Origin of the sequence: Nocardia sp. NPDC051929 (assembly GCF_044548645.1) — a bacterium.
Classification (GTDB): domain Bacteria; phylum Actinomycetota; class Actinomycetes; order Mycobacteriales; family Mycobacteriaceae; genus Nocardia; species Nocardia sichangensis.
In genome coordinates this window covers 458,086-471,224 of sequence record NZ_JBIUCG010000001.1, presented here as the reverse complement: position 1 = coordinate 471,224, position 13,139 = coordinate 458,086, and the positions used below count along the sequence as shown (strand labels likewise).

The window sequence follows — 13,139 nt, the reverse complement described above, 5'->3', positions numbered from 1 at the left end:
GTTTTTCGCGGGCGCGATCGATTTGGTAACGCATTAGCAAACTGAATGGAGGCGTCGCCGCGGAGTGGACAGGATCGCCGACCGCACTTCGGGAAACGCCGCTCCTGGACCGGGCGCCGTTGACCGGTCCAGGAGAACGTTCTCCGGGGTCAGCCGGCGGCTGCGGAGCGCAGGTGGGCGCGCTCGGCGATGGCGGCCAATTCCGCGTTGAAGCGGTCGGCGGCTTCGATATTGCCCAGATGCCCGGTGGGCCAGACGTGGTAGGCGGCCAAATGACCGGCTTCCGCGAGCGCGTCGGCGATGCGGCGCGACATGCGCTCGGGCAGCAAACGGTCGTGGGCGCCCGCGATCACCGTGGTGGGCACGGTGAGGGAGGCGGCCGCTTCGGCGAGATCCATGTCGGCGAGTGCGGCGGCGTGCCTGCCTCGGGTGAGCGGTCGGCACGAGCGCACGATGCCGAGCGCGAACTCGACCTGGTCCGCGGTTGCGTGCGGGTTCATCACGCGCGCCTTGAGCAGCGCGCTCGTCGGCCAGCCGCCCGGCAGCGGGACGGGGGCGGTGAGCAGCGTCTCGGCCACGATCATGGGCATCCGTACCGTGGCGCCGAACACCGTGATCGGGCGGTCCGCCAAGGTCAACGGCTTGTTCAGCAGCGGAAGCAGATCGGTGTCGTAGCGGATGTTGCCCGACGTACTGTTCAACAGGACGGCGGCCGCGGCCTGCTTGCGGACCTGCTCCGGATAGCGAGCGGCCCACGCCTGCACGGTGATACCGCCCATGCTGTGGCCGACGAGCACGGCCCGCTGTCCTGGGCGCAGCGTGGCGTTCAGCACGGCCGACAAATCGTCGGCCAGCGACTCCTTGCTGGGGACGGACTTGCCGAGTTCGCTCGCGCCGTGCCCGCGCTGGTCGTAGCAGACCACGCGGTACCGGTCGGCGAACGCGTTGATCTGCGGGTTCCAGTACTCGATGCTGCAACTCCAGCCGTGGATCAGGACGATGACATCGCCCTTGGCCGGACCGTACGCGTGTACTCGCAAGCGAGCGCCGTCTCGGGTGGTGACCGGAATGACCGCGTGGCGAGCGGTCGGCGCGTTCAACGACGCGGTACGGAAGGTGCGGGACCGCAGTCCGGCACGGTAATCGGCGGTGAGCGCACCGTTATGCGCGTCCGCCAGCGTCCTCATCGACTTCACCAGCATCAGGCACTCCTTTGTGTCCACCGTCACCGTACAGTGCAAGCAGCGGTGCTTGCTAGTGTTAGCGCCGTACGACGGTATTCCTGGTCTATATCGGGGAGTACCCCCGGATTCGGTACGGCAAAAGATCATTTCGAAAGAAAAAGTCAGACGCGCTTCGTTTGGGCTGTCGGACCGCGATGCCAAGATCGCGGCATGACCGCTATCGAGTTCGCCGCGCCGATTCCCGTGCTGCGCATGTTCGACGTCGTGCGGACCTACGAGTTCTACCGGGACTACCTGGGCTTCGCAGTGGACTGGGAGCATCGATTCGGTGCTGACTTCCCGCTCTACGCGCAGTTCTCCCGGGCCGAGGCGACCCTTCACCTGAGCGAACACCACGGGGACGGCACCCCGGGCAGCGTCGTGTGGATCGCGGTCGGCGATGTCTTCGCCTGGCATGCCGAGCTCGCCGCGAAGAGTTATCGCTACGCCGACCCTGGTCGTCCGGAAGACGGTCCGGGCGGTCCGGGATTCGACCTTGCCGACCCGTCCGGCAATGTGCTGCGGTTCGCGCAGCCGAAGTAGCGGGGCGCTGCCGTGGCGGCGCGCCTCATCGCCCGGTTACGGTTGACTCGTGGACATCGCGCACCCTGCCTCCGGGCCCGTGACGGACCCGGGAACCGAGCCGAAGACCGGGTGGCGCGGGGCGGCGCTTCCGCTGCTGGTGGCGGGTGTCGGTGTGGGCGTCGGCGTATTGCTGCACCTGCGCGATCCGCACGTCGAGGGTTCCTACGGCACCTGTCCGGTGTACGCGCTGACCGGCTTTTACTGCCCCGGCTGCGGCGGGATGCGCGCCGTGCACAACCTCACCGACGGGCATGTCATCGATGCTCTGCACAGCAACTTGCTCGCGCTTCCGCTGGTTCTCGCGTTCGCGGTGTGGGTGCTGGACTGGACGGTTCAGGGGTGGCGCGGCCGGAAGATGCGGTTGCCGTCGATCAGCCGGACGACCATGTGGACGTTCTTCGTATTGCTGGCGATCTACACGGTGGTACGCAATACGCCGTGGGGAACCCTGTTCACACCGGTGTAACACGCGAATGTACGGGCAGCCCCAAGGTATGAGAGATTCGCTGAAGACCAGGGTGCAGCAGAAACTGCTGCGCCAGCTCATCGAGGACCCCCGGGACACCGAGCACGACGACCCCCGGCAGATCGCCGTGGAGACCGATCTGGACGCGCTGGCCAACGTGCCGGAGGACGATCCGCTGGTCGAGGAACTCGCCGCGCGTTATCTGGTGTTCTGATCAGGCCGTCGATGCGCCGCCGTAGGGGGGCAGCTGCGGTAGTCGCTCGGCGAGCAGCCAGCTGTCCCACAGTGGGCGTAGCGACACCAGGCTGTAGTGCCCGGCCAGGTCGGTGAATTCCTCGGTGGTCACCGACGAGTGGCGGTAGCGAATGGTCCATTCCCGGAGCAGGTCGAAGAAGGTCGAGTCGCCGAGTTCCAGGCGCAAAGCGTGCAGGGTGAGCGCACCCCGCTTGTAGACGCGGTCATCGAACATCCGCTGCGGTCCCGGATCGCCGATGACGATGTCCTGGGGCTCGCGGGCCAGGTTGTGCCGTGCGGCGCGGGCCAGCTGATCGGCGGTCGGCCCGCCCGCGGCCTCCGACCAGATCCATTCCGCGTAGCAGGCGAAGCCTTCGTGTAGCCAGATGTCCCGCCACTGCCGGATGGTCAGGCTGTTGCCGAACCACTGGTGGGCCAGCTCGTGCGCGACCAGTCGTTCCGCGCCGCGGCGGCCGTCGCAGTGGTTGGCGCCGAAGATGGAGATGCCCTGCGCCTCGATCGGGATCTCCAGTTCGTCGTCGGTGACGACGACGGTGTAGTCCGCGAAAGGGTAGGGGCCGAATTTCTCGCTGAAGACCTCGAGCATCCTCGGCTGACGAGCGAAGTCGTGGTCGAAGTTGGCGCGCAGCCGCGCGGGCAGGATCGCCTGCATCGGCACCGCCTGCGAAGAACCGATGCGGTGCTTGCGGTAGTGACCGATCTGGATGGTGGCCAGGTAGCTCGACATCGGCTCGGCCTGCTCGTACACCCATGTGGTCTGACTGGACTTGGTCTGCTTGCGCAGCAGGGTGCCGTTGGCCACCGCGTAATAGGGCGAATCGGTGGTGATCGAGATCCGGTAGCTGGCCTTGGAACTCGGGTGGTCGTCACACGGGAACCAGGACGCCGCGCCATTGGGCTGACTGGCCACGATCGCGCCTTCGGTGAGTTCTTCCCACCCGACCTCGCCCCACGGCCCGCGCACCGGTTTCGGGGTGCCGCCGTACTGCACCACCAGCGCGAGCACGCCGCCCGCCGGAATCCGCTGTTGCGGCGTCACGACCAACTTGCCGTGCTGATGGGCGAATTTCGCGGCCTTGATCCCGTTGACCGACACCTTCGACACGCTCAGCGCTTGGCCGAGATCGAGTGCGAACCGGGTGCGCGCCTCGGTGGTCACGGCGGTGATCTCGGCGCGCCCGGTGAGCCGGTTGGCGGATACCCGATAGGCCAGTTCCAGCTCGTACCGGGAAACGCGATACCCCCGGTTGCCGTTCTGCGGGAGGTACTCGTCGATGGGGGCTTCGTAGAACTTGCCCGCCATCAGCGTGCCCCGGGATCGCCCGTGAACCAGGGCGCGATCGGGTTGCCCCACCAGCGCGTCGAGGCGGGCACCGCGTCGCCGCGCATGACCAGGGAAGCCGGGCCGATGGTCGCGCCGTCGCCGAGCGTCGAGGCGGGCAGTGCCACGCAGTGCGGACCGAGGGTGGCGCCCGCGCCGAGGGTGACGGTGTCCATGGCCATGATCCGGTCGTGGAACAGGTGGGTCTGCACCACACATCCGCGTTCCACGGTCGCGCCGTCGCCGAGAGTCACCAGGTCCGCCTCCGGTAGCCAGTAGGACTCGCACCATACCCCGCGCCCGATGCCTGCGCCGAGACCGCGAAGCCAGAGGTTCAGGACGGGCGTCCCGGTCGCCGCGCGCGCGAACCATGGTGCGGCAACCGTTTCCACGAACGTGTCGGAAACCTCGTTGCGCCAGACGAACGAACTCCACAGCGGATGCTCCTCGGCGCGGATCCGCCCCACCAGCAACCACTTGGCGGCCACCGAGGTCGCCCCCGCGACGCCGCCCGCCGCCAGCAGCACCAGTCCGCTGAGCAGCCCGGCGGTCAGGTGGCCGAAGGTTTGCGCGAGCCACGCGAGGGTGCACAGCACGCCGAGACCGATCGCGAAGGTCACCAGAACCGGGATCAAGCGGCACGTCTCGACGATGCCGCGGGCGACGCGCAGGCGGGCGGGCGGATCGAAGGTGCGCGCCGTGTCGGCGTTCTCCGTGGCGCGGCGCAGCCGGACCGGTGGGCTGCCCAGCCAGGACGAGCCGGGTTTCGCTTTGGACGGCGCCGCCGACAGCACCGCGACCAGCCCGTTCTTCGGGACCCGTCGCCCGGGGGCGGTCATGCCGGAGTTGCCGAGGAAGGCGCGCTTGCCGACCTTGGCCGCACCGATGTGCAGCCAGCCGCCGCCGAGTTCGTAACCGGCGATCATGGTGTCGTCGGCCAGGAACGCCCCGTCGGCGACGGTGGTGAACTTCGGCAGCAGCAGCACCGTGGAGGCCTCGACGCTCTTGCCCACCTTCGCGCCGAGCAAGCGCAGCCACAGCGGGGTGAGCAGGCTGGCATACAGCGGGAACAGGAAAGTGCGTGCGGAATCCAGCAGGCGCTCGGTGGCCCATGCCTGCCAGCCGACCCGGCTGCGCACCGGGTGATAGCCCTCGGTCAGGCCGATGCTCAGCAGCCGGACCGCGACGATGGTCGCCGCGGCGTAGACGCCCAGGCTGAGCAGGGTCGCGAAGGGAAGCACGGCGAATGCGCGCGCGACGCCGCCCGCGAGCGTGCGGGTGTCGCGAACGAACCAGGCGAGGAACGCGCCACCGGCGCCGATGCCGAGAATCGGCATGGCGGCCAGCGCCATCGATGTGACACCGAAGACGCCGACCCAGCGGCGGGCTCGAGCCGGCGTGTGCGCGGGCCAGCGGTGCTGGGCCTTGCCCACCTTCACCGCGGGCGAACCGGCCCACTCCTGTTCCGCCTTCACCTTGCCCGCCACCGCGGAGCCGGGCGCCACCTCGGCGTTCCTGCCGATCTTCGTGCCGGGCAACAAGATCGAGCGCGAGCCGACCACCGCGCCGGGGCCGACGGTGATCGGGCCGAGATGCACCACGTCGCCGTCGATCCAGTAGCCGGACAGGTCGACCTCCGGCTCCACGCTGCAACCATCGCCCAGTTCGAGCATCCCCGTCACCGGCGGGAGGCTGTGCAGGTCGACCCCCTTGCCGATCTTCGCGCCGAGCGCGCGGGCGAACGGCACCATCCAGGGGGCGCCGGACAGATTCTCCGCGCCGCTGGCCTCGGACAGGCGCACGGCCGCCCACAACCGCAGATGCACCGAGCCCCCGCGCGGATAGCGCCCCGGCCGGACGCCGCGCAGCAGCAGCCGCGCGCCCGCCACGCAGATCGTCATCCGGCCGAGCGGCGAGATGAACAGCAGGAACGCGACCAGCGTCCACCACCAGGACAGCTGTGGCAGCCATGGCAGCGACCCGGACCAGGCCGCGATGTTGCCGACGATCGCCAGCCAGGTGAGCCACTGCAGGCCGGTGAGGGTGGTGAGCGGGATGGTGGCGAGTACCTGCGCGGCTTGCGCGAGCGGTGGCGTCGGCCGCACGGTCCGGTCGGCGACGGCCACGGTGGGCGTGGTCTGCTCCAGCAGCTCGGCGAGCGCGCCCAGGCGGGGATGGTCGTAGACGTCCGCGACGGCGATCTGCGGATACCGTTCGCGCAAGGCGGTGACCAGCTGGGCCGCCGCGAGTGAACCGCCGCCCAGGTCGAAGAAGTCCGCGTCGAGATCGCCGACCTCCGCGCCGAGGATGGCGTCCCAGAGTCCGGCGATCCACAGGGCCGTGCCGGTCAGGTCGTTGTCGTCGTCGTCCTCGGCGGCGTTGGGCAGCGGCCAGGGCAGCGCGTCGCGGTCGACCTTGCCGGAGGTGCGGGTGGGCAGTTCGTCGACCACCGCGAGCCGGGGCACCAGCGGCGCGGGCAACTGTCCGGCGAGGACCGCGCGCGCGGCCTTGGCATCGAAATCGGGTCCGGGTCCGGTCAGATAGCCGACCAGTAGCTTGTTGCCCGCTTTTGTGGTGCGGATGGCCGTCGCGGCGCCGGTGACTCCGGGCAGGCGTTGCAGAGTGTTATCGATCTCGCCGAGTTCGATGCGCCGCCCGCCCAGCTTGATCTGATCGTCGGCGCGGCCGAGGAAGACCAGACCTGCGCTGTCGTTGCGCACCAGGTCGCCGCTGCGATACGCGCGCTCCCAGCCGACGGAGGCCAGCGGCGCGTACTTCTCGGCGTCCTTGGCCGGGTCGAGGTAGCGGGCCAGCCCGACGCCGCCGATCACCAGTTCGCCGGATTCCCCCTCGGCCACCGGGTTACCCGCCGCATCGACGACGACCAGATCCCAGCCGTTGAGCGGCAATCCGATTCGGATCGGCCACTGACCGTCCAACCGCGCGGCGCAGGCGACGACCGTGGCTTCGGTGGGGCCGTAGGTGTTCCACATCTCGCGCGCCACATCACCGTTTCCGGCGAGACGCTCGGCGAGTTCCGGCGGGACGGCCTCGCCGCCGAAGATGAGCAGGCGCACCGCCTCCAGCGCCTCGACCGGCCAGGTCGCCGCCAGGGTCGGGACGGTCGAGACCACGGTGATCCGCCGCCGCACCAGCCAGGGACCGAGATCGGCGCCGGTGCGCACCAGCTCACGCGGAGCGGGCACCAAGCAGGCGCCGTTGCGCCAGGCCAGCCACATCTCCTCGCAGGACGCGTCGAAGGCGACCGACAATCCGGCGAGTACACGGTCACTCGGGCCGATCGGGGCGTCCTGAAGGAACAGGTCGGCTTCCGCGTCGACGAAGGCGGCCGCGTTGCGGTGGGTGACGGCAACGCCTTTCGGGGTGCCGGTGGAACCCGAGGTGAAGATGATCCAAGCGTCATCGCGGGGAGTCGGCAGCGTCGACCAGCTTTCCTCGCGCTGCTCTTCCGCCGCACGGATGCCCGCGGCGGTGGTCTCGATGCCCGCCGCGGTCACGATCGCGGTGACCTGCGCCTCGCCGAAGACCAGTTGGGCGCGCTCGTCCGGGTCGTCCGCGTCGACCGGCACGTAGGCCGCGCCGGAGTACAGGACGGCGAGGATGGTCACGTAGAGCTCACGGGTACCCGACGGTATGCGTACGCCGACCCGGTCGCCCGGTCGCACACCAGCGGTGGCGAGACGGGCCATGGTCTTCTCGATCTCGACGACCAGCTCCAGGTAGGAGAGCACTACTCGGCCGTCATCGATGGCAGGGGCGTCGGGGTGGGCGAGCGCCGTCGCGGTCAGGATGTCGACCAGTGTCCTGGCCTCCGGCGCGCGGTCACCGCGCGACAACGGGCCCGCGGGCGCGTCGACGTCTATCTCGAGCATGGTGCTCTGCGCACCTCCCATCGACTCGCCTCACACTTTCCCGTTGTTGTGTCATAGCTGGGTTACCAAAGGGCAAACGCCACGATGGCCAGTTGTCCACGGTACCCGGGGTTGTCGTCGTTCGTTGTTCACCGGAGTGGACGCCGGATCGGCGGGCGCCCTGCGCGTCGTTGCAGGTGGGATCGATATTCGCCGCCGCGACAGGGCAATCGCTGGTCGGTCCGTCGACCCTCGGGTTCGCCGGGAGATCGCTCGTGTGCGGGTGTGATTCCGCTCATCGAAGCGGTGCGGACCTCGGGATGGGCGCGTGCGGCGTCGAGGCTCGTGGCGCCGGCGACCGGTCCGCCGCCTCGGAGCGCGGTCGAAGGCGTCAGTTGCCGAGGGGCGCGTGGGATCCCGAGGCAGCGGCTCGCGCGCTGTCGTCGGGATGCTTGTAAAGGCTCACGCCTGGTGGTTATCTCCACGCGGTGCTCCTGGGGACTCGGGGTCGAACGTGGTTGACAGCGCCGGGGCGCTTCTGCCACCCTCGGGTCAGGTCATGAGTGCCAGCGCGAAGCCCCGGCTTGCTGGCCGGCAACCCTCCTCCGCGGTGGGGTGCTCCGGGTGACGACCCGGCCGCCGCCCGACCGGGCGCGGCAAGCGCGGACTCGACGAATCATGCGATTGCGGGTCCCTGAGCCGACGGGATTCACGTGATGACTACCACTGTCGACAACACCTGTGCCGCTCTCGCCCGGGTCTCCGGCGACGAATTGCTCGTTCCGCTGGTGCAAGGCGGAACGGCCACCTACGCCAACTTCGACTACGCGGCGAGCGCACCGGCGTTGACGCAGGTCACCGACCGGGTGCAGCAGTTGCTGCCGTACTACGCGAGCGTGCATCGCGGCGCGGGCTACGCCTCCCGGATCTCCACCGAGTGCTACGAGGCCGCCCGCGGATCGGTCTCCCGGTTCCTCGACGCCGCCGACGATCAAGTGGTGGTGTTCACCCGCAACACCACCGACTCGCTGAACCTGCTCGCGTCCTGCGTGCCCGGCGACACCGTGGTGCTCGACATCGAGCACCACGCCAACTTCCTGCCCTGGACCAGGCAGGGCAGACGGGTCGTGCAGGCCGCCGACACGGTGGAGGAGACCATCGGCAGGCTGGTGGCCGAACTGTGTAGCAGGCCCGCCGCACTGCTCGCGGTGACCGGTGCGTCGAATGTGACCGGCGAGGTGCTTCCGCTGGAGCGGCTGGCCACCGTCGCGCACCAGTGCGGCGCCCGAATCCTGGTCGACGCGGCCCAGCTGGCTCCGCATCGTCGAATCAGCCTGCGCGCCAGCGGAATCGACTATCTGGCGTTCTCCGGCCACAAGCTGTACGCGCCGTTCGGCTCGGGTGTGCTGGTGGGCAGACGGGATTGGCTCGACGCGGCGCGGCCCTACCTCGCGGGCGGGGGCGCGGTGCGTGAGGTGAGTACCGACGCGGCCGAGTGGGCGCCCGCTCCGCAGCGGCACGAAGCCGGGTCGCCGAACGTGCTCGGCGCCGCCGCGCTGGCCGCCGCCTGTGACGCGCTCTGTGCCATCGACGCCGAAACCCTTGCCGCGCACGAACATCGACTCGCCGACCGTCTCCGCGACGGCTTGGCCGAGATTCCTGGCGTTCGGCTGTTGCGCATTTGGACCGACAGCCCCGACTCCGTCGGCATCGTCGCGTTCACCCTGGACGATTTCGCCCCCGGCCAGGTCGCCGCCTTTCTTTCCGCCGAACACGGTATCGGCGTCCGCGACGGACGCTTCTGCGCCCACCCGCTGCTCACCCGCCTCGGCTTGGACGGCGCCCTGCGCGCGAGCATCGGCCTCGGCACCACCTCCGCCGACGTCGACCGCCTGATCGATGCGATCGCCACCCTCGTGGCGACGGGCCCCACCTGGAACTACGCCGCCGAGAACGGCGTATGGAACCCGACTCCCGAAACGCGCCCCTTCACCTCCACCGCCCCCACCGGCGCGGCTCCCTGCCTAGTCGGCTGAAACGACGCTTGTTCCTCGATCTCGTCGAAAAGGGTACTAAGGCTCCCAGGCGATATAGCATTGATGCTATGGGTTGGGGTATTGTGGAGTTGGAACCGGAGGTGCGATTGGGTGGAAAGGCTCCCCTCGGTCGCATTCGCCCGGGTGGCGTTCTACATCGATTTGCTCGGGGACAAGGGACCGCTGCTCGGCGAGCCGTATACCCGGCAGCTGGACGGTAAGCTGCGGGAACTGCGGTTCTATTTGGACAGTTTCGCGGTCCGGCTCACCTACTGGATTGCACCTGGTCGTCGGATCGTGATGCTGACCGTATTCGTCAAGACGAGGATGCGGGAGCATGCCGAGGTCGAGCGAGCGCGACGAGCGCTCGACCGCTGCATCGCGGAGCGGCATACGGCCGAGGAGGATGAGATCAATGGCTGAGCGTGGTGATTGGGCGGAAATCAGGAACCGCCGGATGAAGGAACCCGGCGCTGCGGAGGCTTACGAAGCGGCTCGGTTGGCTTATGAACTGGGGCGGACAATTCGGCGGATGCGCGAGGAGCGGGGCTGGAGTCAGACCGGGCTGGCCGATGCCGCAGGTATGACCCAGTCCGCGGTCGCCAGGTTCGAGGCGGGTGGGACGGTGCCCAGCCTTCCTGTGCTGGAGCGGCTGGCCCGTGCGCTCGACGCCGAGTTGGTGGTGCAGGTGCGGCCGAGGGTGGCGTAGCGAACTCGGATCAGTCGCCGAGTGCGGTCGGCCGGTAGTAGCGCCCGTTGTAGTACAGCAGCGGAGCGGCGGAGGGCTTCTCATCGGTGTTGTCATGTACCCGGGTGACCAACCCCACGACGAAGGTGTGGTCGCCGATGGGGATCAGTTGGTGCACGGTGGCGCGCAGCCAGATCGGGGTGCCGTGCAGGACCGGTTCGCCGGTGTCGAGGGCGGTCCACAGAGACCGGTCGGTGAAGCGCTCCTCCGCGCTGCGGGAGAACCGGTGGGCGAGGTGCTGCTGGTGCTCGCCGAGGAAATGGATGACGACGGACTCGGCGTCCAACATGCCGGACAGGCTGGAGGAGGTGTGCGCGATGTTGAACGACACCAGCGGCGGGTCCAGCGACAGCGAGGCGAAGGAAGTCGCGGTGAAGCCGACCGGCCCCTGCGGAGAACGCAGCGTGACGACGGTGACGCCGGCCGGATAGTGGCGCATCGACGCGCGATATTGCTCCGCGGTGATGCCGCTCAGATCGTCCGGAACCTGTAGTTCCGTCTCGGGCCGTGGTGCGTCGGTCACAACACGAAACTACGCGGGTCTCACGGCCCGCGGCGGTGGCACATGTCGAACGCGACCCCGGTTGTCGCTGGACCGGGCGGACATCGAGTATCGAAGTTTCGCGGCCTCCGGCACGATCTCGCGACGCCGGCGCCAGTTAGTCGACGTCGATCGGCAAGCCCGCGGTGATCCGCAGCAATTCCGGGAACGACGTGCGGAAAATGGTGTTCGGATGCCCGCCCGCCGCCCATACCTCCCGATGGTGCGCCAGCGCGTTGTCGACCCAAGTGGGCAGGTTGGTCGGGTGGCCGACCGGCGCGACGCCGCCGATGGGCTGACCGGTCACCTGGCGCACCATGTCGGCGGGGGCGCGGGTCAGCGTCCCTTCCAGACGCGCGCCGGTCTTCGCCAGGTCGACCTGGTGCGCCCCCGAGACCAGCAGCAACACCGGGTCGTCGTCGAGCAGGAACACCAGTGACTTCGTGATCGCGCCCACGTCGACGCCGAGCGCCCGCGCGGCGTCGTCGGCGGTGTGGGTGGGCTCCGGCTGGGCCACGATGAGACCGTGATGGCCCCGGGAGATGAGGGTGTCCGCGACCCGGCAGGCGACCGGTGGCAATGACGACCTGCGCATCCCACCAGGGTAGAGCGATTGCGGTCGGGACGCCGGGGAAGTCACGCGGTCGGCTCAGTATTCCGGATAGCCCTCGGCCGGGCCGAGCATCCCGGCGATCCGCCCACGGGTTATCCGCGCGAGTTCGGTCACGTCTCGCGCCGAGACCGGTTCGTGCGCAATCCCTTCGAAGGCGCGGTCGACGTCCCGCTGGGACAGCGCGAGCAGTTCGACATCGGCCTTGCTCAGCAGCGCGTCCCGATCGGAATAGGGGCGAGCGTCGGCCAGTGTCGCGGCCCACGTGACGTTGCAGCAGCACTCGTACAGCGCGTGCACTGCGCGGCCGCGTGGCATTTCGTTGAAGCGGTCGAGACCGATCCCGCGATGCATCAGCATGACGTCCTCCGAAGCCGGTGAATGAGGTTTGCTGACTTGCTCATGATCCGCTGTTCTGTCCACCGCGGACCAGTACACCATTGCGAATTTGCGCAGGGTTTACACGCGGCGAGGTTTTCTTTCCGAGTCGCGCATCACCGGGTCGGGACACGGGCTCCGATTTGTCTCGATACGCTGTACAAATGACAGATTGGCAGGCTTTCACCGTCGAAACGAAGGATCACGTCGCGCAGGTGACGTTGATCGGCCCCGGCAAGGGCAACGCGATGGGTCCCGACTTCTGGCGCGAGCTGCCGGAAGTGTTCCAGGCGCTGGACGCCGATCCGGAGGTGCGCGCGATCGTGCTGACCGGCTCCGGCAAACACTTCTCCTACGGTCTGGACCTGCCCGCGATGAGCGGCACGTTCGGCCCGTTGCTGGCCGATCGCGCGCTGGCCGCCCCTCGCACCGACTTCCTCGTCGACGTGCGCAAGATGCAGGCCGCGATCACGGCCGTGGCGGACTGCCGCAAGCCGGTGATCGCGGCGGTGTCCGGCTGGTGCATCGGAGGCGGGCTGGATCTCATCGCGGCGGCCGACATCCGCTACGCCAGCGCGGAGGCGAAGTTCAGTCTGCGCGAGGCGAAGGTCGCGATCGTCGCCGACGTCGGCTCGCTGCAACGGCTGCCCGGCATCATCGGTGAGGGACACCTGCGCGAACTCGCCTACACCGCCAAGGACATCGACGCCGCGCGCGCGGAGAAGATCGGCCTGGTCAACGACGTCTTCCCCGACCAAGACGCGGTGCTGGACGCGGCGCACGCCACCGCGCGGGAGATCGCAGCGAACCCGCCGCTGGTGGTGCAGGGCGTCAAAGACGTGCTGGAGCAGCGGCGCAAGGACGAGATCGCCGCGGGCCTGCGCTACGTCTCCGCGTGGAACGCCGCGTTCCTGCCGTCGGAGGATCTCGCCGAGGCGGTCAAGGCCGTCTTCGAGAAGCGCGCGCCCGAATTCCGCGGCCACTGACACCGGCGGCGCGCTCGCACCCGGGCGGGTGCGCCGTCACCGACCCCAAGGGTGGGTATCGAGGGTGGGCAAGGTGATTCGCCTCAGGGTTGCGTTGCCCTCACCCTAGGGGTGGCTG

At 68.9% G+C, this 13,139-nt stretch carries 13 protein-coding genes and 1 riboswitch; of the genes, 7 read left to right on the top strand and 6 right to left on the bottom strand.

The genetic code is table 11. The features are described from left to right. Positions 1-149: 149 nt before the first annotated feature. Positions 150-1,202, bottom strand: a complete 1,053-nt coding sequence (locus ACIHAX_RS02010; RefSeq protein ID WP_355079209.1) for an alpha/beta hydrolase — start codon at positions 1,200-1,202, stop codon at positions 150-152. Between the two features lie 192 nt (positions 1,203-1,394). Here ACIHAX_RS02010 and ACIHAX_RS02005 point away from each other — a divergent pair, with 192 nt between their 5' ends. From ACIHAX_RS02005 to ACIHAX_RS01995, 3 genes are read left to right on the top strand one after another with little or no spacing between them, the layout of a single operon-like run. Next, positions 1,395-1,766 (top strand): glyoxalase superfamily protein, encoded by a 372-nt coding sequence (locus ACIHAX_RS02005; protein ID WP_355079207.1) that lies wholly within the window; start codon positions 1,395-1,397, stop codon positions 1,764-1,766. A gap of 49 nt (positions 1,767-1,815) precedes the next feature. After that, a complete protein-coding gene (locus tag ACIHAX_RS02000) occupies positions 1,816-2,274 on the top strand; it encodes a DUF2752 domain-containing protein (RefSeq protein ID WP_397275293.1) in 459 nt (152 codons plus the stop codon). A gap of 28 nt (positions 2,275-2,302) precedes the next feature. Continuing rightward, positions 2,303-2,488, top strand: coding sequence for a hypothetical protein (locus ACIHAX_RS01995; protein ID WP_355079203.1), 186 nt, complete (start codon positions 2,303-2,305; stop codon positions 2,486-2,488). Here the strand turns inward: ACIHAX_RS01995 and ACIHAX_RS01990 are convergent, their stop codons facing one another. Both ACIHAX_RS01990 and ACIHAX_RS01985 read right to left on the bottom strand, forming a co-directional pair. Next, positions 2,489-3,832, bottom strand: a complete 1,344-nt coding sequence (locus tag ACIHAX_RS01990; protein ID WP_397275291.1) for a M1 family metallopeptidase — start codon at positions 3,830-3,832, stop codon at positions 2,489-2,491. Further along, positions 3,832-7,743: a Pls/PosA family non-ribosomal peptide synthetase gene (locus ACIHAX_RS01985; protein WP_397275343.1), complete on the bottom strand. Its 3,912-nt coding sequence runs from the start codon at positions 7,741-7,743 to the stop codon at positions 3,832-3,834. The genes ACIHAX_RS01990 and ACIHAX_RS01985 overlap by 1 nt, the downstream gene beginning before the upstream one ends. A gap of 534 nt (positions 7,744-8,277) precedes the next feature. Continuing rightward, positions 8,278-8,391, top strand: a riboswitch (SAM riboswitch). A 47-nt stretch (positions 8,392-8,438) separates the two neighbouring features. Between ACIHAX_RS01985 and ACIHAX_RS01980 the strand changes: the two genes are divergently transcribed. The 3 genes from ACIHAX_RS01980 to ACIHAX_RS01970 all read left to right on the top strand — a co-directional run bounded on the left by ACIHAX_RS01980 (position 8,439) and on the right by ACIHAX_RS01970 (position 10,467). Further along, positions 8,439-9,758 carry an aminotransferase class V-fold PLP-dependent enzyme gene (locus ACIHAX_RS01980; protein ID WP_356963534.1) on the top strand — a complete coding sequence of 440 codons (1,320 nt, stop codon included), beginning with the start codon at positions 8,439-8,441 and terminating at the stop codon, positions 9,756-9,758. 111 nt (positions 9,759-9,869) lie between these two features. Continuing rightward, positions 9,870-10,181 (top strand): type II toxin-antitoxin system RelE/ParE family toxin, encoded by a 312-nt coding sequence (locus ACIHAX_RS01975; protein ID WP_364438361.1) that lies wholly within the window; start codon positions 9,870-9,872, stop codon positions 10,179-10,181. Further along, a complete protein-coding gene (locus ACIHAX_RS01970; protein ID WP_355079193.1) occupies positions 10,096-10,467 on the top strand; it encodes a helix-turn-helix transcriptional regulator in 372 nt (123 codons plus the stop codon). Before ACIHAX_RS01975 ends, ACIHAX_RS01970 begins: the two co-directional genes overlap by 86 nt. Positions 10,468-10,477: 10 nt before the next feature. Here the strand turns inward: ACIHAX_RS01970 and ACIHAX_RS01965 are convergent, their stop codons facing one another. The 3 genes from ACIHAX_RS01965 to ACIHAX_RS01955 form a co-directional block, all read right to left on the bottom strand. After that, positions 10,478-11,029 (bottom strand): flavin reductase family protein, encoded by a 552-nt coding sequence (locus tag ACIHAX_RS01965; RefSeq protein ID WP_397275288.1) that lies wholly within the window; start codon positions 11,027-11,029, stop codon positions 10,478-10,480. Positions 11,030-11,165: 136 nt separating this feature from the next. Further along, positions 11,166-11,642 carry a YbaK/EbsC family protein gene (locus tag ACIHAX_RS01960; protein WP_355079189.1) on the bottom strand — a complete coding sequence of 159 codons (477 nt, stop codon included), beginning with the start codon at positions 11,640-11,642 and terminating at the stop codon, positions 11,166-11,168. 54 nt (positions 11,643-11,696) lie between these two features. Continuing rightward, positions 11,697-12,017: a 2-oxo-4-hydroxy-4-carboxy-5-ureidoimidazoline decarboxylase gene (locus ACIHAX_RS01955; RefSeq protein ID WP_355079187.1), complete on the bottom strand. Its 321-nt coding sequence runs from the start codon at positions 12,015-12,017 to the stop codon at positions 11,697-11,699. A 182-nt stretch (positions 12,018-12,199) separates the two neighbouring features. Between ACIHAX_RS01955 and ACIHAX_RS01950 the strand changes: the two genes are divergently transcribed. Then, the gene (locus ACIHAX_RS01950) at positions 12,200-13,021 is read left to right on the top strand and encodes a crotonase/enoyl-CoA hydratase family protein (RefSeq protein ID WP_355079185.1); all 822 of its coding nucleotides are present in this window, start codon (positions 12,200-12,202) and stop codon (positions 13,019-13,021) included. Positions 13,022-13,139: the final 118 nt, after the last annotated feature.

Bases quoted from the DNA above. Each gene is read 5' to 3' on its own strand.
- ACIHAX_RS01990 (WP_397275291.1), bottom strand. From the start codon at position 3,832: ATGGCGGGCAAGTTCTACGAAGCCCCCATCGACGAGTACCTCCCGCAG.
- ACIHAX_RS01980 (WP_356963534.1), top strand. From the start codon at position 8,439: ATGACTACCACTGTCGACAACACCTGTGCCGCTCTCGCCCGGGTCTCC.
- ACIHAX_RS02010 (WP_355079209.1), bottom strand. From the start codon at position 1,202: ATGCTGGTGAAGTCGATGAGGACGCTGGCGGACGCGCATAACGGTGCG.
- ACIHAX_RS02005 (WP_355079207.1), top strand. From the start codon at position 1,395: ATGACCGCTATCGAGTTCGCCGCGCCGATTCCCGTGCTGCGCATGTTC.
- ACIHAX_RS01950 (WP_355079185.1), top strand. From the start codon at position 12,200: ATGACAGATTGGCAGGCTTTCACCGTCGAAACGAAGGATCACGTCGCG.
- ACIHAX_RS01970 (WP_355079193.1), top strand. From the start codon at position 10,096: ATGCCGAGGTCGAGCGAGCGCGACGAGCGCTCGACCGCTGCATCGCGG.
- ACIHAX_RS01995 (WP_355079203.1), top strand. From the start codon at position 2,303: ATGAGAGATTCGCTGAAGACCAGGGTGCAGCAGAAACTGCTGCGCCAG.
- ACIHAX_RS01985 (WP_397275343.1), bottom strand. From the start codon at position 7,743: ATGCTCGAGATAGACGTCGACGCGCCCGCGGGCCCGTTGTCGCGCGGT.
- ACIHAX_RS01955 (WP_355079187.1), bottom strand. From the start codon at position 12,017: ATGCTGATGCATCGCGGGATCGGTCTCGACCGCTTCAACGAAATGCCA.
- ACIHAX_RS01960 (WP_355079189.1), bottom strand. From the start codon at position 11,642: ATGCGCAGGTCGTCATTGCCACCGGTCGCCTGCCGGGTCGCGGACACC.